The organism is Gemmatimonas aurantiaca T-27 (assembly GCF_000010305.1).
GTDB classification, from domain to species: Bacteria; Gemmatimonadota; Gemmatimonadetes; order Gemmatimonadales; family Gemmatimonadaceae; genus Gemmatimonas; species Gemmatimonas aurantiaca.
Map to the genome: position 1 here is coordinate 333,734 of NC_012489.1, position 20,439 is coordinate 354,172.

At 64.8% G+C, this 20,439-nt stretch carries 23 protein-coding genes; 10 read left to right on the forward strand and 13 right to left on the reverse strand.

The features are described 5' to 3' along the window. The first annotated feature begins 2 nt into the window (after positions 1-2). The 6 genes from GAU_RS01450 (at position 3) to GAU_RS01475 (ending at position 6,665) form a co-directional block, all read left to right on the forward strand. Complete coding sequence (locus tag GAU_RS01450) at positions 3-2,162, forward strand: hypothetical protein (protein WP_169307558.1); 2,160 nt, start codon at positions 3-5, stop codon at positions 2,160-2,162. After that, positions 2,162-2,764, forward strand: a complete 603-nt coding sequence (locus GAU_RS01455; RefSeq protein ID WP_012681773.1) for a class I SAM-dependent DNA methyltransferase — start codon at positions 2,162-2,164, stop codon at positions 2,762-2,764. The genes GAU_RS01450 and GAU_RS01455 overlap by 1 nt, the downstream gene beginning before the upstream one ends. 46 nt (positions 2,765-2,810) lie before the next feature. Beyond that, positions 2,811-3,680, forward strand: a complete 870-nt coding sequence (gene epsC, locus GAU_RS01460; protein ID WP_052574180.1) for a serine O-acetyltransferase EpsC — start codon at positions 2,811-2,813, stop codon at positions 3,678-3,680. Positions 3,681-3,747: 67 nt separating this feature from the next. Further along, positions 3,748-4,665, forward strand: a complete 918-nt coding sequence (cysK, locus tag GAU_RS01465; protein ID WP_012681775.1) for a cysteine synthase A — start codon at positions 3,748-3,750, stop codon at positions 4,663-4,665. Next, the gene (locus GAU_RS01470; RefSeq protein WP_012681776.1) at positions 4,665-5,879 is read left to right on the forward strand and encodes a DNA recombination protein RmuC; all 1,215 of its coding nucleotides are present in this window, start codon (positions 4,665-4,667) and stop codon (positions 5,877-5,879) included. The genes cysK and GAU_RS01470 overlap by 1 nt, the downstream gene beginning before the upstream one ends. A gap of 18 nt (positions 5,880-5,897) precedes the next feature. After that, a complete protein-coding gene (locus tag GAU_RS01475; RefSeq protein ID WP_012681777.1) occupies positions 5,898-6,665 on the forward strand; it encodes a HipA family kinase in 768 nt (255 codons plus the stop codon). Here the strand turns inward: GAU_RS01475 and GAU_RS01480 are convergent. Next, positions 6,644-7,039, reverse strand: a complete 396-nt coding sequence (locus GAU_RS01480; RefSeq protein ID WP_012681778.1) for a winged helix-turn-helix transcriptional regulator — start codon at positions 7,037-7,039, stop codon at positions 6,644-6,646. The genes GAU_RS01475 and GAU_RS01480 overlap by 22 nt on opposite strands. A 65-nt stretch (positions 7,040-7,104) precedes the next feature. Between GAU_RS01480 and GAU_RS01485 the strand changes: the two genes are divergently transcribed. Beyond that, the gene (locus GAU_RS01485) at positions 7,105-7,857 is read left to right on the forward strand and encodes an SDR family oxidoreductase (protein ID WP_012681779.1); all 753 of its coding nucleotides are present in this window, start codon (positions 7,105-7,107) and stop codon (positions 7,855-7,857) included. 28 nt (positions 7,858-7,885) lie between these two features. Here the strand turns inward: GAU_RS01485 and GAU_RS01490 are convergent, their stop codons facing one another. From GAU_RS01490 to GAU_RS01505, 4 genes are all read right to left on the reverse strand, one after another. Next, complete coding sequence (locus GAU_RS01490) at positions 7,886-8,500, reverse strand: hypothetical protein (protein ID WP_012681780.1); 615 nt, start codon at positions 8,498-8,500, stop codon at positions 7,886-7,888. Between the two features lie 64 nt (positions 8,501-8,564). Next, positions 8,565-10,328: a putative ABC exporter domain-containing protein gene (locus GAU_RS01495; protein WP_012681781.1), complete on the reverse strand. Its 1,764-nt coding sequence runs from the start codon at positions 10,326-10,328 to the stop codon at positions 8,565-8,567. A 3-nt stretch (positions 10,329-10,331) separates the two neighbouring features. Then, positions 10,332-11,051 (reverse strand): ABC transporter ATP-binding protein, encoded by a 720-nt coding sequence (locus GAU_RS01500; RefSeq protein WP_012681782.1) that lies wholly within the window; start codon positions 11,049-11,051, stop codon positions 10,332-10,334. A 10-nt stretch (positions 11,052-11,061) separates the two neighbouring features. Next, the gene (locus tag GAU_RS01505; protein ID WP_156798855.1) at positions 11,062-11,550 is read right to left on the reverse strand and encodes a glycine zipper domain-containing protein; all 489 of its coding nucleotides are present in this window, start codon (positions 11,548-11,550) and stop codon (positions 11,062-11,064) included. On the opposite strand from GAU_RS01505, the gene GAU_RS01510 reads away from it, so the two are divergent. Both GAU_RS01510 and GAU_RS01515 read left to right on the forward strand, forming a co-directional pair. Further along, positions 11,549-12,025: a hypothetical protein gene (locus GAU_RS01510; protein ID WP_156798856.1), complete on the forward strand. Its 477-nt coding sequence runs from the start codon at positions 11,549-11,551 to the stop codon at positions 12,023-12,025. The genes GAU_RS01505 and GAU_RS01510 overlap by 2 nt on opposite strands. Before the next feature lie 129 nt (positions 12,026-12,154). Beyond that, positions 12,155-13,441, forward strand: coding sequence for an EAL and HDOD domain-containing protein (locus tag GAU_RS01515; protein ID WP_041265152.1), 1,287 nt, complete (start codon positions 12,155-12,157; stop codon positions 13,439-13,441). A gap of 116 nt (positions 13,442-13,557) precedes the next feature. On the opposite strand, the gene GAU_RS01520 is transcribed toward GAU_RS01515, so the two are convergent. Next, positions 13,558-14,427 (reverse strand): flagellar motor protein MotB, encoded by an 870-nt coding sequence (locus tag GAU_RS01520; RefSeq protein ID WP_012681785.1) that lies wholly within the window; start codon positions 14,425-14,427, stop codon positions 13,558-13,560. A gap of 3 nt (positions 14,428-14,430) precedes the next feature. Continuing rightward, entirely contained in the window at positions 14,431-15,288 is an 858-nt protein-coding gene (gene motA / locus GAU_RS01525; RefSeq protein WP_012681786.1) for a flagellar motor stator protein MotA, read from the reverse strand. Between the two features lie 36 nt (positions 15,289-15,324). Here motA and GAU_RS01530 point away from each other — a divergent pair, with 36 nt between their 5' ends. Next, positions 15,325-16,002: a HAMP domain-containing histidine kinase gene (locus GAU_RS01530; protein WP_012681787.1), complete on the forward strand. Its 678-nt coding sequence runs from the start codon at positions 15,325-15,327 to the stop codon at positions 16,000-16,002. Positions 16,003-16,004: 2 nt separating this feature from the next. Here the strand turns inward: GAU_RS01530 and GAU_RS01535 are convergent, their stop codons facing one another. From GAU_RS01535 to GAU_RS01560, 6 genes are read right to left on the reverse strand one after another with little or no spacing between them, the layout of a single operon-like run. Then, the gene (locus GAU_RS01535) at positions 16,005-16,307 is read right to left on the reverse strand and encodes a carbon storage regulator (RefSeq protein ID WP_012681788.1); all 303 of its coding nucleotides are present in this window, start codon (positions 16,305-16,307) and stop codon (positions 16,005-16,007) included. 5 nt (positions 16,308-16,312) lie between these two features. Then, positions 16,313-17,761, reverse strand: a complete 1,449-nt coding sequence (flgK, locus tag GAU_RS01540; RefSeq protein ID WP_012681789.1) for a flagellar hook-associated protein FlgK — start codon at positions 17,759-17,761, stop codon at positions 16,313-16,315. Position 17,762: 1 nt separating this feature from the next. After that, positions 17,763-18,263, reverse strand: a complete 501-nt coding sequence (gene flgN, locus GAU_RS01545) for a flagellar export chaperone FlgN (protein WP_169307559.1) — start codon at positions 18,261-18,263, stop codon at positions 17,763-17,765. A 44-nt stretch (positions 18,264-18,307) separates the two neighbouring features. Next, positions 18,308-18,673 carry a rod-binding protein gene (locus tag GAU_RS01550; protein ID WP_012681791.1) on the reverse strand — a complete coding sequence of 122 codons (366 nt, stop codon included), beginning with the start codon at positions 18,671-18,673 and terminating at the stop codon, positions 18,308-18,310. Next, positions 18,670-19,725 carry a flagellar basal body P-ring protein FlgI gene (locus GAU_RS01555; protein WP_012681792.1) on the reverse strand — a complete coding sequence of 352 codons (1,056 nt, stop codon included), beginning with the start codon at positions 19,723-19,725 and terminating at the stop codon, positions 18,670-18,672. The genes GAU_RS01550 and GAU_RS01555 overlap by 4 nt, the downstream gene beginning before the upstream one ends. Then, positions 19,722-20,429 (reverse strand): flagellar basal body L-ring protein FlgH, encoded by a 708-nt coding sequence (locus tag GAU_RS01560; protein WP_012681793.1) that lies wholly within the window; start codon positions 20,427-20,429, stop codon positions 19,722-19,724. The genes GAU_RS01555 and GAU_RS01560 overlap by 4 nt, the downstream gene beginning before the upstream one ends. Positions 20,430-20,439: the final 10 nt, after the last annotated feature.

Sequence of the window (20,439 nt, forward strand, 5' to 3'; positions counted from 1 at the left end):
CTGTGAATTCCTTTCCCTCGAGCATGCGCCGCGCCGCTGTGCTGCTGTGTAGTGTGGTCTTGTCGCTGTCCACACGGCCCGTGTCGGCGCAACCGAATACCGGTGCGTGGCGCAATGCATCGGCTGATTCGCTGGTGGAGCGGGCCATCGCGCGCCGTGGTCTGCAGTTGGCCGACAGCACACTGCTGTCATACCAGGCGGACGCCCATGGTTTCCTCGCCTTCCTGGCGCAACTGGGCGAAGGCACGATCATCCCTCCCAAGGTGGTGCAGAGCGAAGAGCTGGCGCTCACTATCGCCTGGTGGCAGCCGGGCCGTAGCGCGCAGCGTCTCGTAGGGCGCCGCGATACCACGCTGCTGCCGGCCCGCGTTGGCTACTATCGCGATCGCTACGGCGTCGTGCTCGACAATCTGCCCGATCGCATCCGTCTCGGTGACGGACAGGATGTGCGCGATGTGCCACACCCACTCGGCGCCAGTGCTCTTTCGCAGTACGAATATGCCATGGGCGATCCGTTGCGCATCCGCATTCCGGGGCGCGAGATCCTGGTCGACGAAGTGAAGTTTCGTCCACGTGACGCTGCCACACCGGCGGCGATCGGATCGGTGTATCTCGATCGCGAGACCGCCGCGGTGGTGCGGTTGTCGATGACATTCACGCGTGCCGCGATCATCGACAAACGCATCGAGACCTTGGTGGTGACGCTCGAAAATGGGCTGGTACGCGAGCGCTACTGGTTGCCACGCAAGCAGGAGGTGGAGGTGTCGCGCGGCAGTACCTGGTTCGATATCCCGGCGCGTGGCATCGTGCGTGGCCGATGGCAGATCTCGAACTACACCGTGAACGAGCAGATCTCGGCACCGACGATGGCGTTGCCGCGCTGGAGTTCGGTGTCGCGTGACAGTCTCAAGGCCCATCCGTTCGAGGATCGTGTCATCGATGCGCTGCCGCCGGAGATCCAGATCGCGAGCAGTGAGGATGTGGTACGCGCCCGTGTGCAGGCGGAAGCGGCGGTGCGGTCGGCGATGCTGGCACGGCCAGCCACGGCATCGGTGACGGGGCGCGGTGTGAGTGATCTGGCGCGGTTCAATCGTGCGGAAGGTTTGGCGTTGGGTTTGGGTGGCGCGCATCGCACGGGCAATGGTGTGCAGTTGGGCGCACGCGCGCGGTATGGTTTCTCCGATCGGGAGGTGAAGGGGCACGTTTCCATCGGACCGGCGCCGGCGTTTGGGCGCACGCCCACTTTCCAACTGTTCGTGGAGCGCGACTACCGCGATCTCGCGTTCGCCGAACGGGCCGGTGTCACCAACTCGCTGGCGTCGTTGCTGTTTGGCAGCGACTACACGCAGCCGGTGGACACACGCGCGGCCGGCATCATCTGGCGGCGTGCGCCAAACAGTGCGTTCAGTTGGCGCCTTGCCGCGGAGCAGGATCGGCCGACGACGGTACGCGCCACAGCGGTGTCCCGGGAGTTCGCGCCAACGCTTGGTGCGTGGCGCTTGAATGGTGCACGTGCCGAAGTGCAGGGCACCGGCGGGTGGGTGCCCTCGGAGCCGGGAGCCACACGCGGCCTGTGGATGCTGTCGGCCAGCGCTGGCGCGTACGAAGGTCGGATCAGCGTACTCGACGGCATCGCGGTGCGGCCGGAGTCGCTCATTCTCCTCGCATCGGAAACCCGCCGCGTGACGCCGGTCGTGGCCCGCGCGCAGGGATTGTTGCAGCTCACGCGCGGCATCGGTGGCGATCGTTCGCTGTTTCTGCAGACCTATGGTGGCGTGGCCGGTGGCCACGACCTGCCGCCGCAGTGGTTGGTGTTTGCCGGTGGTCCGTGGACAGGGCCGGGGTATGACGCGCAGCAGTTCGGTGCACGGGCGCTGGTGTCGCAGCGTGTGGAGTTTCGGACACCGGTACCGGCACCGGGCATCCCGCTGGGACGCTTCGGCAAGTCTCCTTCGCACGTCACACTGGCCCCGTTCGTGCAGGTGCTGGCCACGGCATCGGGCACGGCACAGCGTCGCACCGTGTCGGGGCTGTATCCGTCGGCCGGTGTGGGCATGCTGTTCTTCTACGATCTGCTGCGCGCCGATGTCGGACGTGGGCTGCGTGATGGGCATTGGCGCTTCTCGATCGATATCGATCGGAGCTTCTGGGGCATCCTGTAGTGGACGAAGCCAAGCGCTACGATCAGGCGTACTTCGACAAGTGGTACCGCCATCCCAAGCATCGCGTGAAATCGCCGGCCGAGTTGGCACGCCAGGTGGCGTTTGTGCTGGGCACGGCGGAATTCGTGTTGGGTCGACCGGTGCGGTCGGTGCTCGATGTGGGATGTGGGGAGGGGCAGTGGCGTGCCGCACTGCGTGCGCATCGTCCGCGGTTGCACTATGACGGGGTCGATCCGAGCGCCTATGCCGTCGAACGGTACGGCGCGCGCCGCAACCTGCATCTTGGCGGCATCGAATCGTTGGATGGTCTCGCCCTGCGCGATCAGTACGATCTGGTGGTATGCTGTGGCATGCTCAACTACCTCTCCACCGCACAGCTCACCGATGGGCTGTCGCAAGTGGCACGGCGAGTGGGTGGTGTGGCGTATCTCGAGTTGTTCACGCGCGAAGATCGTTTTGAAGGGGACACCGAATGGCCCACGCCGAAACCCGCGCGGTGGTATCGCGATGCCATGCAGGCGGCTGGGCTGACGGCGATCGGGATGCAGTGTTATGTGTTGACACGGGATGTCGATCGTGTGTCGTTGCTCGAGCGGTCGTGATTCCGTGATTCACTCTCTTCCTCACGCCATAACGTCGGATGTATCTGTGAGCGCACCGGCAGCACTCTCCAATTGGCGCGACTTTCTGGTGAGTCTGCGTGAAGAACGCACTCGATGTGATGCACCGCGGCCGTTGCGGGCGATGGCCGAGGAGTTTGCGTTGCGGGCGCTGGCGTTGCTGTTCCCGCAGTTTGCCCACCCGTCGCGATTGGGAGCCGATGGGGTGGACGACGAGGCTTCACACCTCGAGGCCTTGCTGCGGGCGGCGATCACCCCGCTGATGCCCGATGCGGAGTCGGTGGTGGCGGAGATTCTCGATCGGTTGCCGGCCGTGCATGCCATGCTCATGGAGGATGCGCGCACCATCACCGCCGGCGACCCGGCAGCCGGCAGTATCGAGGAAGTGATCATCTCGTATCCAGGTTTCCTGGCGACGGCGGTACATCGCCTGTCACACGAGTTGTATCTGCGCGACGTGCCGCTGTTTCCGCGGGTGTTATCGGAGTGGGCGCATCGCGAGACCGGTATCGACATCCATCCGGGTGCCCGAATCGGCGCCGCGTTTGCCATCGATCATGGTACCGGTGTGGTGATTGGTGAAACGAGCGAGATCGGTGATCGGGTGCGTATCTATCAGGGCGTGACGCTGGGGGCGCTGGCGGTCAGCAAGAAGCTGCAGAATCGCAAGCGACACCCCACCATCGGCAACGATGTCGTGATCTACGCCAACGCCACCATCCTGGGCGGCACCACACATGTGGGGGATCATTCGGTGATCGGCGGCAACGTGTGGCTCACGTCGTCGGTGCCGGAGCGTTCGGTGGTGCAGTTCACGAGTCGGGTGGAGCCGCGTCCGGCACCGGATGCCGACGGCAACGACGACGGCAACGACGACGGCATCGAGTTTCACATTTAGCAGTTCACGCTGGAACTGGTTGGGTGCGATGTGCCCAGTCGGACTCTTGTCACCGCGCACTTCACGCATGCGAGTCGCCAACATCCTCGAAACCATCGGTCGCACGCCTCATGTGCGGCTGCAGCGTCTGTTTCCTGCACCGGCAGAGGTCTGGCTCAAGCTGGAGCGTGCGAATCCCGGTGGCAGCATCAAGGATCGCATTGCACTGGCGATGATCGAGGATGCCGAACGCGCGGGCGTGCTGCAACCTGGCAGCGTGATCGTGGAACCCACCTCGGGGAACACCGGCATCGGGCTCGCCATGGTGGCTGCGGTGAAAGGCTATCGGCTGGTGCTCGTGATGCCCGAGTCGATGTCCATCGAGCGGCGGCGTATCATGGCTGCCTACGGGGCGACCTTCGATCTGACACCGCGCGAACTCGGGATGAAGGGCGCGATTGCCCGGGCGCAGGAACTGGTCGCCTCCACGCCCCACGCCTGGATGCCGCAGCAGTTCGACAATGCGGCCAATGTCCGTATGCATGCCGATACCACCGCACGGGAAATCCTCGACGATTTTCCGGAAGGCATCGACTATCTCATCACCGGTGTCGGTACGGGTGGTCATATCACCGGTGTGAGCGAAATGCTCAAGCAGCAGTGGCCGGCCATGAAAACGCTGGCCGTGGAGCCGGCGAAGTCGGCGGTGATCGGCGGTGGCGCGCCGAGTCCCCATCGAATTCAGGGCATTGGCGCGGGATTCATTCCGGCCAATCTGCACGTGGACACACTCGATGGCACAGTGAATGTGACCGAAGAAGCGTCGTATCGTTTTGCACAACGCGCGGCGCGTGAAGAGGGCATCTTCGTGGGGATCTCCAGTGGCGCTGCACTGGCGGCGGTGGACCAGTCGCTGGCGACGCTGCCAAGTGGCGCGCGTGTGCTGACGTTCTGCTACGACACGGGTGAACGCTACCTGTCGATCGACGGGCTCTTCCCCGTCTGATGCAGGAGATCGCGGGCACCGCTGATGCTTCGCCACTCGCCATGGTGATGTGGCTGGCCGCAGGCGCTGTCTTCGGTGGTGTGATCACCTGGCTGGTGGCGCGCCGCATCGCTCACGCCGACGTGGCCCGCGCCCGCAGTGATGCCATGAACGACGCCGATGCACGGGCTCGTGCCACCGAGGTGGCGCTACGGGAGCAACTGGCGCGACATGAAGCAGAAGCATCGCTCACGGAACGGCATGGCAGTGTGTCCGAGTTGTTGGTGCCGATCCGGGAGACGCTGTCGCGCTACGACGCCGCGCTGGGAGAACTCGGGCGAGCGCAGGCCCGTGTGGCAGGTCAGATCACCGAGCGTCTCGACGCCGTGACACTGGCCGGTGAAACACTGCGTCATGAAACGCAGCAGCTCTCGCAGGCTTTGCGGGCCCCCAGTGTGCGTGGGCAATGGGGCGAATTGCAGTTGCGGCGGGTGTGTGAACTGGCCGGCATGCTGGCCTACTGTGACTTCGAACCACAGGTGACGGTGCGCGGCGAGTCGGGTGTGCAACGACCTGACCTGATCGTGCGATTGCCTGGTGATCGCCGGATCGTGGTGGACGCCAAGGCGCCGCTGTCCGCGTATCTCGAAGCGATGGCTGCCGGTGACGAACGCACCCGAACCGCTCGGCTGGCGGCTCATGCCGCGCAGGTGCGTGCGCATGTGCAGCAATTGGCGGCCAAGCGGTATTGGGCCCAGTTCGACGACGCGCCGGACTTTGTGGTGCTGTTCCTGCCGGGTGAAGCGTTTTTTGCGGCAGCACTCGACGCCGATCCCAGTTTGCTGGAGGCCGCACTGGAGGATCGTGTGTTGCTGGCCACTCCCACCACGCTTATCGCCTTGCTCAAGGCCGCAGCGTATGGCTGGCGGCAAGAACGTGTGGCCGATGAAGCCGCGCAGGTCGCAGCGTTGGGTCGCGAACTGCATGAACGGTTGTCGGTGTTCGACGAGCAGCTCGTGGAGCTGGGACGTGGTCTCCAGCGCGCCGTGCTGTCGTACAATCGTGCCATTGGGAGTCTCGAGCGACGGGTGCTGGTGAGCGCGCGAAAACTGGGCACGCTCAGTGGTGTGGCTGCGGTCGATGGGTCACTCACTTCGCCGTCGTTGCTGGATGTTCAGGTGCGCGGCAGCGAGGGGTATGACAGCGAAGGCACCGAACCGGAACGTGTTCCGTGAACGTCAGGTGATCGCCGCATGAGTCTCGACCACACGCTCGTCACGCGGGTGCACAGACGGGAGCGCAAAGGCTCGTCGTCGCCGGTGGTGGCAGAGACCACCGACGGCATGCGCTTCGTGAAGTTGCATGGCGCATCGCAGGGGGCGGCGCCGCTGGTGGCCGAGATCATCGTGGGCGCACTGGGTGATGCGCTGGGATTGTCGGTTCCGGCGCGGGCCGTGGTGCAGTTGCCGCGTGATGTGCCCAGTGATGATCAGAACGACGAGCTGCGCGATCTGCTCGAGGCGAGCGTGGGCATGAATCTGGGTTTCGAATGGCTCGAAGGCGCGCGTGACCTGGGAGCCAGCGAATTTGCGACAGCCAATCTTGTGGTGGCGTCACGGGTGTTGTGGCTGGATATGCTGGTGCAGAACCTCGATCGCACGCCGCGCAACGCCAATCTCATGATGCGGCGTGGCACGATCTGGCTCATTGACCACGGCGCCTGTCTGCCGTTCCAGCACGACTGGTCGAACGTGACCGAATCTCACCCATCACGGGCCTACGACGTGGCCGGCCATGTGTTCGGCTGGGCCGCGCCGGTGTTGCCGGATGTACACGCCCACTGTGCCCCACTGATCACCCGTGAAGTGCTGCGGGCTGCGGTGCAGCCGGTGCCTGACGCATGGATAGGCGGTGACGCCGCGCGTCGGCGGGAAGGGGTGGTGGCGTACCTGTGGAAACGGCTGGCGGCCATGCCGAAGCTGCTGGCAACGCTGCCAGCTCAGTCGCAGTCGACGTCCTGAGCGGTCTCGCGTGGGTCGCTGGTCGCGTTTCGGGCCTGCGCGACGGCCTCAGCGTGTTCATCCACCCAGTTCCAGATCGCACAGGCCGCCTCGCCCAGCGAGGCACCACGTGGGGTGAGCTGGTAGTCCACATGCGGTGGCACCACCGGGTGCACCCGCCGCGTGACCAGGCCATCGCGTTCCAGTTGTCGGAGAGTCTTGGTGAGCATCTTTTGGCTCACTTCGCCGACCTGTTCCTGCAAGCGCGTAAAGCGTTTTGGTGCACCATCTTCCAGCGCTTCGATGACGAGCAGTGTCCACTTGTCAGCAATGCGGGTCAGCAGTTCGCGGGCTAAACGATCACGCTCGCTGGTGGCATCGAAGACAGTATCCATTGAGATAGTATAGCACTTCTGGGTGCCTTGTTGCCAATGGATACTGTGAGAATCAGCGTTCAGGCATGACATCTCCCATCAATTCCGGCTTGTCCCGCGTGGCGCTCGTCACCGGCGGATCCCGTGGCATCGGGCGGGCCATCGCTCTGCAACTCGCGGCCGACGGCATGGCCGTGGTGGTCAACTACGCCGGTGATGCCGACAGCGCCGCCGAGACGGTGGCCACCATCACATCGGCCGGTGGGCGCGCGACAGCCGTGCAGGCCGATATCAGCGATGCGCCCAGTGTGCGCAGGCTCTTTGCCGATTCCCTCACTGCGTTTGGCCGCCTCGATGTGGTCGTGAACAGCGCCGGCGTCATGCCCATGGCGCGCATCACCAGCGATCAGGTGGATGCGTTCGACAAGGTGATCGCGACCAACCTGCGCGGCGCGTTTCTCGTGCTGGCGGAAGCGGCGCAGCATGTGGCTGCGGGCGGGCGCATCATCGCCCTGTCGACCAGCGTGATTGCATTGTCACTCCCGGCCTACGGTCCGTACATCGCGTCGAAGGCGGGCGTTGAAGGGCTGGTGCGCGTGCTCGCCAACGAACTGCGTGGACGTGAGATCACGGTGAACGCTGTTGCGCCCGGACCGGTGGGCACGGAGTTGTTCTTCCACGGCAAGACCGAAGCACAGGTGGCGCACATCGCCAAGCTGGCGCCGCTCGAACGACTCGGCACGCCCGAGGAGATCGCACGTGCGGTGTCGTTCCTGGCCGGTCCGGACGGTGGTTGGGTGAACGCGCAGGTATTGCGCGTGAACGGCGGCTACGCCTGATGTCGGGCAGGCGCGCCTGACGATCTGCTCAGAGTGATCCGAGCAGATCGTCGATGGCCTTGCGATCCGCGTCTTCGAGTGGTTCAGCGCCGTGAATGATGCGCTGCAGAATGTCGACCGCTTCCTCGGCGAGTTCTTCCGGGTGACGACGGTCCTTTTCGAAGCGCACGATGTGCCCAAGCAGGATGGTCTCGAACGGTGACTCTTCGTCATCGTCGTCCTCATCCTCATCGTCTTCATCGTCCACGTCGTTGTTGCCGAGCGTGGATTCGTAGCTGGGCACACTGGCCTTCCACGGTTCGGCGGCATGCGCGCCCGCTTCGAGGAGTGTGCGGGGGACGAGGGCAAAGAGCCGGCATTGCAGGCCAGGCGCTTCTTCGTACGCAAAAAGTCCCAGCGATACCGGTTCATCGAACAGGTGCAGCTCGACCAGGCGCTGGATGGCTTCCGGCGGCATGGCCGAACGCGCGACGAGTCGCCCATCGATGTAGGCCGCGAGCGCCGATGAATCGGGCGCGCGCGGATCATCGAGACGGTCGATGGTGACCGTCACGGGTTCCCGTGTGGTCACGAACACCGCGGGCCGGTGTTCATCGCCATCGGGGGTGTCGTCGTCTGGGATCTCGAATTCGTCGGCGGACATCGGATATCTGAACGAAAAGGTGGCTTCGGCAGGTTAGGCAACCGCGCGCCATGCGGAAAGGGCTTCAGGTCGACCCGGTGACTTCGTTCACATCGGTGCGCTCAAAAACCGATCCCAGCCAGTGCAGTACGGGGAAGAGCTCGGCGATGATCAGCAGGCAACCGAGTGCGGTTGCGCCGAGGACCGTCCATCCATTCCAGTCATCGGCCAACCATACCACCAATACCCCGAGACCGACCGGAAAGACCAGTGCCACCGCGGCTACGATGGTCGTGAGCCCGGTCGTGAGCAAGTTCTGTCCCATGGTCTCGAAGCCGCGCGATTCGGTGCCGAGGCGGACCCATGCAGGAAAGAGCAGCGCCGTGCCGTTCTGAATGGTGAACATCAGCGCGTTGAAGATGGGCACCGCTACGACAATGGACACCAACAGCGGGATCGTGGCGCCGCTTTCGAGCAGCATGGACGGATCCTGCAGAAACATCACCAATGGCACAATCATCAGCGACCATACGGTGATGGAGTGCAGCAGGGTGACCGCCGCAATCTCCGCCATCACGATGCGCCAGCCGGGCAGGGGCATCGTCTTGAGCATGGCGAGGCGCGGCAGATCGAGGCGCAGGTCGAAGCGCATCCACAGCGGCCCGATGAAGAGCAGCATGGCGCCCCAGCCGATGGTGATGCCGACAAACGCGTCCCCGATGCGTGTCGACGCGGTGCGTGTGGCGACGGCCAGTGCGGCCAGACCGATGGTGAACATCACGAGCTGTGTGCGCCAGGCGCCACCACGCAGCGCGGCCGCGATGTTCTTCCAGGCGATGGCCACTTCCGGCGCACCGGTGAGTGACAGCGTGGGAATGCGCGCGATCTTGCCGGCCCGGGAGCGCGCTTGGCCCATCTGCGAAGAACGGAAACGCTGCAGGCGTTCGGCGCGATGTTGTGTGGCTTCGAGTGCGGCCTCTTCGAACGCGCCGTCGAGACGCAGCAGCCAGAGGTAGTGCAGCAGCAGGATACCAGCGGCCCACGCTACCGCCACCGGCCATCCCGTGCTATTGGCCGTGCTGATGGGGGCGAGCAATGTGCGTACGGGCCAGAGGGCCATGGAAGGCACTGGTCCGTTGAGCGCACTCACGAATACTTCGAAGGCGGCCCGAAAGCCGTTCAGGCTCGCCGCGCGCAACATGGGCCAACTGTCGACGATGCCATAGAGCACCGCGCCGAGCAGCAAGCCAAAGACGATCATGGGAATGACACCACGACGGCGTCCGGCGGTGCCATGCTCGAGCACACTGGCCCGCACGATGCCGGCGGCGAGGCGATGGAAGGCGAGCGTGGTGAACAACATCCACAGGGCAAATCCGCGTTCCCACGCCGCCAGCGAGCCCGCGTTGCCGCGCAGGATCACCGTGAAGATCAGTGTGTTGATCAGAATGGCGAGCTGCATACGCAGCAGCTTGGCATGCACCAACCCACGTCGCGTGATCGGGGCAGGGAACAGGAACTGGACTTCTGCCGCTGTGAAGGCGAGTGCGCCGCGGTCGCTGCCGAAGAGCCACCAGCGTGCACTGGACAGCAACAGGAACGCGCTGCCCAGCACGATGGTCACATCGCTGGTGAGCAGGCGGTGTACCGAGAGTTCGTTGGTGGTGGTGTTGCGGAACAGCGCCCACCAGAGGTAAAAGGCGCCGATGCAAACGGCGGCGAGATACCGTGGACTGCGCACCCGTGCGATCTGCCGTCGCAGGCGGTTGACGAAGGTGCGCGCATACAGAAAACGCAGCGCCGACGCGGCGCGCAGGGTGGAATGAGCGCCGGTGGGCGTTTCCGTCACCGGTCAGCCCCCGGTGAGTGCAATGAAGATGGCTTCGAGCGAGTGTCCCGCGAGTTCCGGTCGTGCTGCCACAATCTCGTCGATCGTGCCGAAGGCCACGGCCTGCCCCTGCCGGATGACCAGCAGCCGGGTGCACAGCTCTTCCACGAGATGCAGCAGGTGTGAACTGAGAATCACCGCCGACCCATCGCGCGCGCGGGCACTGATGGTCTCCTTCATGCGCCGGATGCCCACCGGATCGAGTCCGGTGAGCGGTTCGTCGAGCAGCAGCGCCCTGGGTTCGTGCAGCAGCCCGCAGGCAATGGCGAGTTTCTGCTTCATGCCCCGCGACAGCTCACTGGGCAGCGCATCACGCTTGGCCGTGAGTTCCAGTTCTTCGAGCAACAGGGGAATGCGCGGCGCCGCATCGGTGACCCCGTACAGGCGCGCCACAAACTGCAGATGTTCGGCAACGGTGAGGTATTCGAAGAGCTGCGGCTCGTCCGGAATGAATGCCAGCTTGGCTTTGGCAGCCACCGGGTCGGCCTGCAAATCGATACCGGCGATGCGGATGGCCCCGGCCGATGGCTGCAGGATGCCGGCCAGTGCGCGTAGTGTGGTGGTCTTGCCCGCTCCATTGGGACCTACCAGTCCCAGCACGTCACCCGGCGCGACATGGAAGGACAGTGACTGCACGGCGACGGTGTCGCCGTAGAGCTTGGAATAGCCGACGACGTCGATCACGAAGCGGACATCAGTTGGGGAGCAGCATCGTCGACGACAGCGTGGCGGTGAGTGTGGTGCCCGCAGGGAGACAGCGTTCCTTCGTGGTGTTGCGGGCCGCGGCCACCGTACCGGCGGCGGCGCCACCGGCCGCGCCAATCACCGCGCCTTTGGTGCTGCCCCCCAACACCCGGCCGAGGATGGCGCCGGCGATCGCTCCCGTAATGACCTTGCCTTTGTCGCCGCCCTTGGAGATGCTGCGCTCGGTGACGGTGGCGTCGGCCACCTGCACGCCACCTTCTGCGGCAATGAACTCGCCGTTGAGCTGGACACCCTTCAAACGGAAGGCAAACTCGCCGTTGGGGCCGGGCTGGCCCAGTTCGACCAGCACCGGCGTGCCGGCGGGCAGCGTGGCGCCATCAGGACCTGATACCGTCTGGGCCAACGAGACGACAAACCGGTCGCCCGGGCGATTGGCCAGCGTGCAGATCTCCGCGTTGGTGGCGCCGGCGAGTACCATGCCTGCCCCGAGCCCCCGTCGCCGTCCGGCAGCTTCTGCCGAGGCCGAGGGTTCTGTGGCTGGCACGGATGGTGACGTCGTGGCGGCGGTCGCCGGTGCTGGTGACGTGCCCTGTGTCGAACTCGGTGACGGGGCTGGTGGGAGCGGCGTCGTGGAAGGAACGGGTGCGGGGCGATCCGTCCGGCGCGGTGTGGGGCGTGGACGTTCCGCGCTCGCCACAGTGGTCGGTGGCGCCGCAGACGGTCGCGGTGAGGCGGGGGCACTGGGGGCGATGGCCGTATCACCGATCGCGACCGCAGACGAGGCCGATGAGGCCAGCGTCAGGTCACGGGCGAGTGCGGAATCGACGGTGGCCGTCTTCGTGTCTCGACCACAGGCACCCATCAGTATCGCACCGGCCAACAGCGCCGTGCCCGATATGACCCGACGCATCGGGCGTCCGTGCCATCGTGTCGCAGAATCGAACGGATCCTGATCAAGTTGCCACATATGCAGGACGATAATCTGAAGTCGAGCGACGCTGCCACCATTGGCCTTCGAGCCGATGGCCTTCCGTTGAGTACGCCATGGGCCGCACTGCGTTCCCCGTCCTGATCCAGTCGAAATGTCCGCCCGCATGCCTGTCCATGATGTCGATGTGACGCCGCCACCCACGGCGCAGCACGTCTTTATTGCCCGTCAACCGATCTTTGATCGGGCGCCGGATCGTGTGGCGTACGAGTTGTTGTATCGCGCATCGCGTGAAGCGACGGCCGCGACGACCGACATGTCTCCCACGTTCATGTGCGGAGACACCGCCCTGCATGCGCTGCTGTCCATCGGACTGGAACGGTTGACGGCCGGCACGAAGGCCTTCGTGAACATCACCGAAGATCACCTTCTGGGCGAACTCTACAAGATCTTCGATGCGCAGGCGGTCGTGCTGGAGCCGCTGGAGACCATCGACGGGTCGCCGGCCGTGGTGGACGCTTGCAAGCGGGCGGTGGCTGATGGCTACACGCTGGCGCTCGACGACTACGATGGGCGCGTGTCCCTGGATCCGCTGCTGCCGCTGGCCACGATCGTGAAAGTGGATGTGCTGCCGCATACCAAGGCGGGAACACTCGAGCAGCTCGTTCCCCTCGTGGCTCGACTGAAGGGCATGGGACTCACGGTCCTGGCCGAACGGGTAGAGACGGCCGCGGAATTGGCGGCCTGTCGAGCGATGGGCTTCGATCTGTTCCAGGGATATGTGTTCAGTCGCCCTGAAACGCTCGACGGCCGGGCGGCCAATGTGCATCAGGCAGCGGTGTTCCAGATCGTGTCGATGCTGAATGAGCCACGGGTCACCGAATGGGATCTCGAGAACGCGTTCCGCGGTCATCCGTCGTTGTCGTTCACCCTGCTGCGCATCGTGAACTCGGCGTCATTCGGTGGGCGCAGTGTGGATTCCATTCCGCACGCCATCCGGTTGGTGGGTCGCGAGGCTCTGTCGCGTTGGATGATCATCATGCTGGTGGCATCGGTGGGTGCACAAAGTGCCGTGGCGCATGAAGCGGTGATGACGGCGCTGGTGCGTGGTCGTTTCTGCGAAGCGGTGAGTGCACATGCGGGGCACTCGGATCCGGCCGCGCGGTTCCTGGTGGGACTCCTGTCCCGCATGGACGTGCTGCTCGGTTTGCCCATGGACCAGGTGCTGGACCGGTTGCCCGTGAGCAAGGACGTGCGTGATGCGCTGCTGCGGGGCATCGGACCACATGCCGATGTGCTGCGTCTGGCCGATGCCTATGAACGGGCCGATTGGGAACAGGTGGAACAGGAAGTGCCGGGCATGCGGGCCGCATTCACCGAGTTGTACACGGAGTCGGTGATCTGGTCGGGGGATCGACTGGCGAGTGCTGCGCCACAGTAGCAGGAGCGGCACAGCAACACGGCGACGCCCGGAAGGAGACGTTGCCGTTGGCCACAAGAGAAAACGCCGTCGCGCTCACAGCACGACGGCGTTTTGCATCGATACCCGTTGTTCGTTCAGTACGTCTTCTTGATCGGTTCGACGATGCTGTTCACGATGGAATCCCGCTTGCCGTTCGCCAGAGCTTCGGCACTGCCGGCACTCTCCGGTACCACGGTGAACGGAATCAGCACGGAAATCCGACGATTGGCCGGCGCCTTCGGGTCATTGATCACCCGTGGCTTGGTGTCGGCATAGCCACGCACTTCGCTGATGCGCTTGGGGTCGATGCCGGCCGCCTGCAACACGCGACGGGCGGCGTTGGCGCGGTCGGCCGACAATTCCCAGTTCGTGTACGACGCATCCCGACCAAATGGCGCCGCATCGGTGTGCCCTTCGATGATGAGCGACTGCGCGATGGGCGAGAGTTCCTGACCGATGAGCTGCAGTGTCAGCACCGTGGCGCTGTTCATCTGCGACGAACCGATCGGGAAATACACATCGCCCCGCTCCGACTCCACCAGCTCGATGCGCAGTCCTTCCTGCGTCACCTGCACATCCACCTGGGCGTTCAGTCGCTTGAGTGAATCGCTGGTGGCGAGTTTGTCGAGAATGGCCTGCCGCATCTGCTCGAACGTGCGCTGCTCCGTAGAACGCACGATCATGCGCATCGGCGAGCGCTGGAGCGCGTTGACGGCGGACCCGGTGCCCAACGGGCTCGAGCCGGCGCCATATCCCTTCTTGTAACCCACCGGATTGGCGAAGTAGCCCTCGATGGCCTGCTTGGTCTTGTCGTCCATGCCGAGGATCCACATCACCATGAAGAAGGCCATCATGGCGGTCACGAAGTCGGCGTAGGCCACCTTCCATGAGCCGCCGTGGTGTCCACCACCTCCGGCGACCTTCTTCTTGACGATGACGATCTTCTTTCCACCACGAGCGGCCATGACTTACGCCGCCTTCTTGCGGGTGAGTTCTTCCAGCTCGGTGAAGCTCGGGCGCTCGTGCGGCTCGATGTTGCGGCGCGAGAATTCCACGGCGGTCATCGGGGCATCACCACGGGCGAAGGACAGCAGCGCCGTACGAATGCACAGCATGTAGTCATGCTCGGCGTGCAGACGGTTTTCCATGGCCTTGGCGACCGGGCCGAACACGCCGTACGCGAGCAGAATGCCGACGAACGTTCCGACGAGCGCGGCGGCCACCTTTTCGCCGATTTCGGACGCCGCGCCACCGATCGAGCCCATCGTGATGATAACGCCGAGCACGGCGGCCACGATGCCGAAGCCCGGCATGGCGTCACCGACGGTGGTGATGGCGTGCGGGGCCAGCATGCCCTCGTGGTGGTGCTTCTCGAGGTCGACGTCGAGGATTTCGGCGAGATTGTGGTCTTCCACCGTGCCCGTGAGCAGCACCTTGAGCGTGTCACACAGCAGCGACACGGCATGGTGATTGTTCGTGAACGACGGATACTTCTGGAAGATGTCGCTGCTTTCCGGCGCTTCGATGTGCGCTTCGAGGCCGACGAGACCGTCCTTGCGGGCCTTCTGGAACACTTCGTAGAGTACCTGCAGCAATTCGGCATAGGCCGACGCACCGTACGGATTGGGCTTGAGCAGGCCGAGCGTCTGAGCCACGCAGGCCTTGAGCACCGCCGGTGGGTTGGCGATGATCAGCGTGCCCAGACCGGCGCCGCCGATGATGATGAATTCGTTGATCTGAAACAGCACCGCGATTTGGCCATGGTGCATGACATAGCCACCGATGACGGAACCGAAGACAACAACCAGGCCAATGATGACAAACACGCGAGCGGTTCCCGGGTGCGAGTGGAGAGATCAGCGATGACCGACGCGCGTGGACACCTGACCCCGGGAGGGGCAGCCGCTGGAGAGGCGGCTGGTATCGCGCGATGGCTCACCGTACATGACGATTTGCTGCGTGGCCTGGCACATGCGGTGAGCAACCGTCTGGCGACGGTGTCCGCGATGGCTGGCATGCTGGAGGGCGGCGGCGCCCTGGACCCACGATTCGTGCGCGGGCTGCAGGGCGATGCCGAGCAGCTCGAGGGGTTGCTGCAGACGCTGCGCATGCTGCCGCGCCGCGAGGAGTCGGGTGTCGAGCCGATGCTGGTGAGCGATGCGGCCGATGCGGCGCGTCGCCTGGTGGAGCATCATCCCGCCCTGCGCGACGTGACCATCCAAGTGGAGGCGCTGAATGACGTGATGCCGGTGCTGGCCGATGCCACGGCGCTGGCCCACGCCATCGCGGTGAGTCTGCTGGGCGCTGCCCGCCGCATGGGGACGACGCGCGCCCTCACCGTCACCCTCGCCACAGCGGGCGACGATGTGCAGATCCGGACCCAGGCCACCGACGCGTTGTCCGGTGATGACGCCGACGATGCCATCGATCGTGCCGCCATCGACTGGCTGCTGGCCAGGAGTCATGGTCGCGCCGACACGAGTGCCCCGGGGTGCGGCATCAGCGTGACCACCCTCCAGGCATCGCGTCGCCGTACCTGACATCAGGCCGTCTCGGTGGATGCCGAGGCGTCGGCCGAGGGGGCAACAGGAGCGGACACGGCCGCCGGGGTCGCCGCTGGTGCCACCGGAGCGCCGAGCGTCGCGAGCCAGGAGGCATCGGTCGGCGCGGCAGCCCGCTGGTTTTCCTGAGCGACCTGCTGCGCGATCTCGCCACGCAGAATCTTGACGGTGCTCGGCGCTTCAATGCCGATACGCACGCCACCACGGTCGCAGGATACGACGACGATACGGATACCGCCGTCGATGATGATCGAGTCGCCTTCGCGACGTCCAAGAATTAGCATCGCCGTCAGACGAGGTTGATCAGTGTCTTGAGCATCTCGTCCGCGGCGGTGATCATCTTCGCGGCAGCCTGATACGACTGCTGCACGCGCAGCATGTTCACCAGTTCTTCATCGGTGTTCACTCCACTCACCGACTGCCGACGGATTTCGGCTTGCTGGACGAGATTCTCCGCCACCGCGGCGGAGTCATTGGCCGAAGCCGTATCCACGCCGAGGCGTGTGACAAGGCCACGAAAGAAGCCGACGAAAGAACCGGATTCCGTGGTGCCGTTGGGGGCGGTCCACGTCACGGTGCCATCGGCGATGCGCAGCGCGGCGAGTGCCTGGGCCGTGCCATTGCTGGTCGGTCCGTTGGCGTCGTTGCTGGCTGCGATCTTGCCCGGGTCGGCCGAGATGGCGTTGTCGAGCTTGATGTTGGAAGCGCGCACCGGGTTGGTGACCGTGCCCGCTTCGAAAAAGTTGCCAGCGGCGGTGCCTGGCACCGTGTTGCCGCTGAACACGTAACCAGCGGTGTGCGCGGTGTTGACCGCCGTCACGATCTGGCTGGCCATCGCGTCGAGACGACCGCGCGTGGCCGGGATGTCTTCGTTGAGCACCTTCACGATGGCCGATAGCTGACCATCGAGCGGTGCGAGTCGGTCCGGAGAATCACCGAGGCGGATCTTCACCGGCACATCGGTGAGCGGCACCGCCGGCGTCGGCACCGGCGGCTCCAACTGCGCCGACACCTTGTTCCAGGTATCCCCTTCCACGAGCGTCGAATTGCCGATGACCACGGTCACCGTGCCATTCGGCTGGTTCACCACCCGGGTGCCGGCCACGTTCGCGAGTTCGTCGAGCCGCAGATCGCGCATGTCGCGCAGGTCATTGGCCACATGGCCATTGCCTTCGCTGGCGAGAATGCGCGTGTTCAGTTCCGCGACCTGCGACGCCAGCGCGTTGATGCGACCGACGGTGTTGTCGAGCAGTTCGAGGTTTGACGTGCGCTGCTGCGTGAGCTGCGTGTCGTAGTCGTTGAACAACTGTCCGAGCTGACGACCGCGCTGCTGTACCACGGCACGCGCCGCGAGACTGTTGGGCTGCGCGGAGAGGTCGCTCCAGGAATTCCAGAACTGATCGAGGGCATTGGACATGCCCGTTTCACTCGGCTCACCGAAGACGTCTTCCACCTTCTGCATGAGATCGCGGCGCATGGTCGAGTTGCCCGCGAGCACATTGGCCGAGCGATAATTGTCGTCGAGCAACAGATCGCGCTTGCGCTGGATCGTTGCCACGTGCACACCCGTACCGACGTTGCCGTTGTAGAGGCGGACGGGGGTGTTGGCCGCCAGCACGGCCTCCTGCCGCGAAAAGCCCGGCGTTTCCGCGTTCGCCACATTGTGCGAAATCGTCTGGAGCGCCGTCTGATGCGACAGCAGGGCGCTGCGCGCGATGCTGAACAGGCCTGATCCCATCTTACACCGTCCGGTTCACGAGCACACCGCGCGAGCCGGCGGGTGTCGTGGGGAGAACGCCTTCGGATGCGTACGTGGCCGACATGGCCGCGCCTCCGGACAGCGTGCGTACATGCTGATTGGTGTTGCTGAGCGCTTCGCGCAGGAGCTTGCGGTTCATGCCCACTTCGCGCGTGAGCACGTCGGCCGCCTGCTGCAGACGCAGACGCGCGTCACGCAGGCGCTCATCGACACGATCGCCGAGCAGTTCTTCGAGTTCCCGCAGGGTGCATTCTTCGGAGCCGCCGAGCAGCACGTTGAGCTGGCGACGGCGCTGGCGCGCCTGGCCCAGGGTGGCCAGGATGCGATGCGTGGCGAAGGTGCTTTCGTCGACGCTATCGATATCGTCGGCCCCGACGGCCGTGCGCTGGCGACGCATCTGCGCGATGAGATCATCGAGCAGACGCCGTTCGCTGAACAGCGCGTCGTAAAGCGCTTCGAGCATCGCGGGCGAAACGCTCACGGCGCGAGAAGCGGTATCAGATGCGAGCAGAGTCGTCGGCGACATCAGTTCGTGGGTGAAACGGTGTTCATGGATGCGACATCGGAAGAGCGGTCTGCAGGGCTGGCGGGAAGAAAGCCGCGCAACTGACGGTACAACGCCTCGGAAAGACCGCTTCCCAATTGATTAGGAGTTTCGGCAGCAAGGTGCTCGTCCATCAGTCCGGTGAACATGTCTTCACCGGCACCGCCTGAAACGAAGCCTTCCTGCTGCGGAACGGTCTGTCGCATGACTTTGAAGAGCTGTTGGACGAAGAGGCCTTCGAGCTGCTTCGCCGTCTCACGCAGCTTGGTGTCAGCATCAGCGGAACGGGGAGGGGTGCCGGAGGTACTTGTGACACCCATTGCGCGCGACGTAACGGAGTCGATCATCTGACGATCACCTCGGCGGTGATGGCACCAACTTCACGGAGCGCCGCAAAGATCGCCGCGATCTCGTTCACCGGTGTTTGCACGGCGTGCAGGGCGGTGGCCACCCGTTGCACCGGGATGCCGGCCGGGAGACGCACGCTGCCGGGAATGGCGGCGGTGTCGTTGTCGGCCACCTTGCCGATGGCCAGGGTAATGGCGCCGTGGCTCACCGTGGCGGAACCCACCACCATGTCGCCACCAGCGACCACCGTACCGTCACGACCATCGATCACCAGGCGGGGACGCGATTCCGGCGCGATGGCCAGTTCGCGGATCTTCGCCATGGCCAGCGGCTTGGAGCCGGAGTCGGCGAGTGTGATGATCACCGCGCCTTCGTCTTCCACCAGTGCGGTCTTTTCGCCCATCGAGCCATTGATGGCGGCCGCAATCTTGGTGGCCATGCCGAGATCTGGTTCACGCAGCAGCAGACGCGACACCGCGGCAATGGCCGGACGCGGCAGGTCCGCTTCGAGCACACCACCGCTCGGAATGCGCGCGGTGGTTTCGTGGGTCGGCGTATAGCGCTGGACGGCACCACCATCACTCACCAGCAGCGCGCCCTGCGCCGAGGCCAGTGCGGGACCGTTGGCGTCCGCCACCAGCGGCGTCATGTACAGCACGCCACCACGCAGCGAGCGGGCGTCACCCATGCTCGACACGTGAATCTCGAAACGACCACCCGCGCGCAGGAACGGCGAGACTTCAGCCGTGACCAGCACGGCGGCCACGTTGCGCATGCGGATCAGATCCGCCGGCACTTCGATGTTGAAACGGCGGAGCGTGTTGATCACGCCCTGCACGGTGGGACCGGCGGTCTGGCCACCGATCGCACGATCACCCGTGCCATCGAGACCAACCGCGAGTCCGTATCCCACGAGGCGAACCGGCATCGCGCCTTCCTGCGCGGTGAGGTCGCGAATCTTGATGTCGTTCTGGGCCAGCACCGCGGACGGGGCGACCACCACCAGCGCGAGTGCCACTGCGCCAAGGATACGAGCGTTGATGTGGATCACGGCCAGAGTGCTCCCAGCACCTTGGTGAGGATACCCTGCTTGGGCTTGCCGAGCGGGCCGGGCGACGCATAGCCGATCTGCAGATCCGCGACGCGGCTGGATTCCACGAGATTGGCCACCGAGATGTCCTGCGCTCGCACCCACCCGGTGAAGACGATGTCCTGCTTGGACTTGTCGACGTCGATGATCTTCGAACCCTTCACTTGCAGCAGGCCGTTCTGCCCCACGGCGACCACGCGCACGCTGAGTTCATTCTGGAAGCGATTTTCGCGGCGCGCCTGGCCACGCTGTGTCTGGTCGGCGGCGTTGCGTGAATCGATGCCGACGCTCTTGGAGCTTTCGGGCATGCGGGCATTCACCGACAGGCCACGCGTGCGCGTATCCGACGAGACGTTTTCCTTCACGGCCGTGGTGATCGTGTAGTCATCCACCAGCACCGTGATGATGTCACCCACTGCGAAGGCTCGGCGGTCCGCCGTCCACGAGGTGCGTGGCACGATGGTTGGCGCGGGTGGGACACCCGGCGCGGCATTGGCGGCAGCCGGTGCTGCACCGGTGGCTGCGGCACCAGCCGTCTGGCCAGCAGCCTGCCCGGTCGGTGGGGCCTGGGCGATAAGCTGCTTGGGGGTGCCGAGCACGATCGCACCGGCAGCACCGAGTGTGGCAATGGTCTGCAGCAGCCGTGAACGCAGAAGTTCGGTCATGGCAAAGTTC

Bases quoted from the DNA above. Each gene is read 5' to 3' on its own strand.
- cysK (WP_012681775.1), top strand. From the start codon at position 3,748: ATGCGAGTCGCCAACATCCTCGAAACCATCGGTCGCACGCCTCATGTG.
- GAU_RS01470 (WP_012681776.1), top strand. From the start codon at position 4,665: ATGCAGGAGATCGCGGGCACCGCTGATGCTTCGCCACTCGCCATGGTG.
- GAU_RS01475 (WP_012681777.1), top strand. From the start codon at position 5,898: ATGAGTCTCGACCACACGCTCGTCACGCGGGTGCACAGACGGGAGCGC.
- GAU_RS01480 (WP_012681778.1), bottom strand. From the start codon at position 7,039: ATGGATACTGTCTTCGATGCCACCAGCGAGCGTGATCGTTTAGCCCGC.
- GAU_RS01485 (WP_012681779.1), top strand. From the start codon at position 7,105: ATGACATCTCCCATCAATTCCGGCTTGTCCCGCGTGGCGCTCGTCACC.
- GAU_RS01490 (WP_012681780.1), bottom strand. From the start codon at position 8,500: ATGTCCGCCGACGAATTCGAGATCCCAGACGACGACACCCCCGATGGC.
- GAU_RS01510 (WP_156798856.1), top strand. From the start codon at position 11,549: ATGCCTGCCCCGAGCCCCCGTCGCCGTCCGGCAGCTTCTGCCGAGGCC.
- GAU_RS01505 (WP_156798855.1), bottom strand. From the start codon at position 11,550: ATGGTACTCGCCGGCGCCACCAACGCGGAGATCTGCACGCTGGCCAAT.
- GAU_RS01515 (WP_041265152.1), top strand. From the start codon at position 12,155: ATGTCCGCCCGCATGCCTGTCCATGATGTCGATGTGACGCCGCCACCC.
- GAU_RS01520 (WP_012681785.1), bottom strand. From the start codon at position 14,427: ATGGCCGCTCGTGGTGGAAAGAAGATCGTCATCGTCAAGAAGAAGGTC.
- GAU_RS01530 (WP_012681787.1), top strand. From the start codon at position 15,325: ATGACCGACGCGCGTGGACACCTGACCCCGGGAGGGGCAGCCGCTGGA.
- GAU_RS01535 (WP_012681788.1), bottom strand. From the start codon at position 16,307: ATGCTAATTCTTGGACGTCGCGAAGGCGACTCGATCATCATCGACGGC.
- flgK (WP_012681789.1), bottom strand. From the start codon at position 17,761: ATGGGATCAGGCCTGTTCAGCATCGCGCGCAGCGCCCTGCTGTCGCAT.
- GAU_RS01550 (WP_012681791.1), bottom strand. From the start codon at position 18,673: ATGATCGACTCCGTTACGTCGCGCGCAATGGGTGTCACAAGTACCTCC.
- GAU_RS01560 (WP_012681793.1), bottom strand. From the start codon at position 20,429: ATGACCGAACTTCTGCGTTCACGGCTGCTGCAGACCATTGCCACACTC.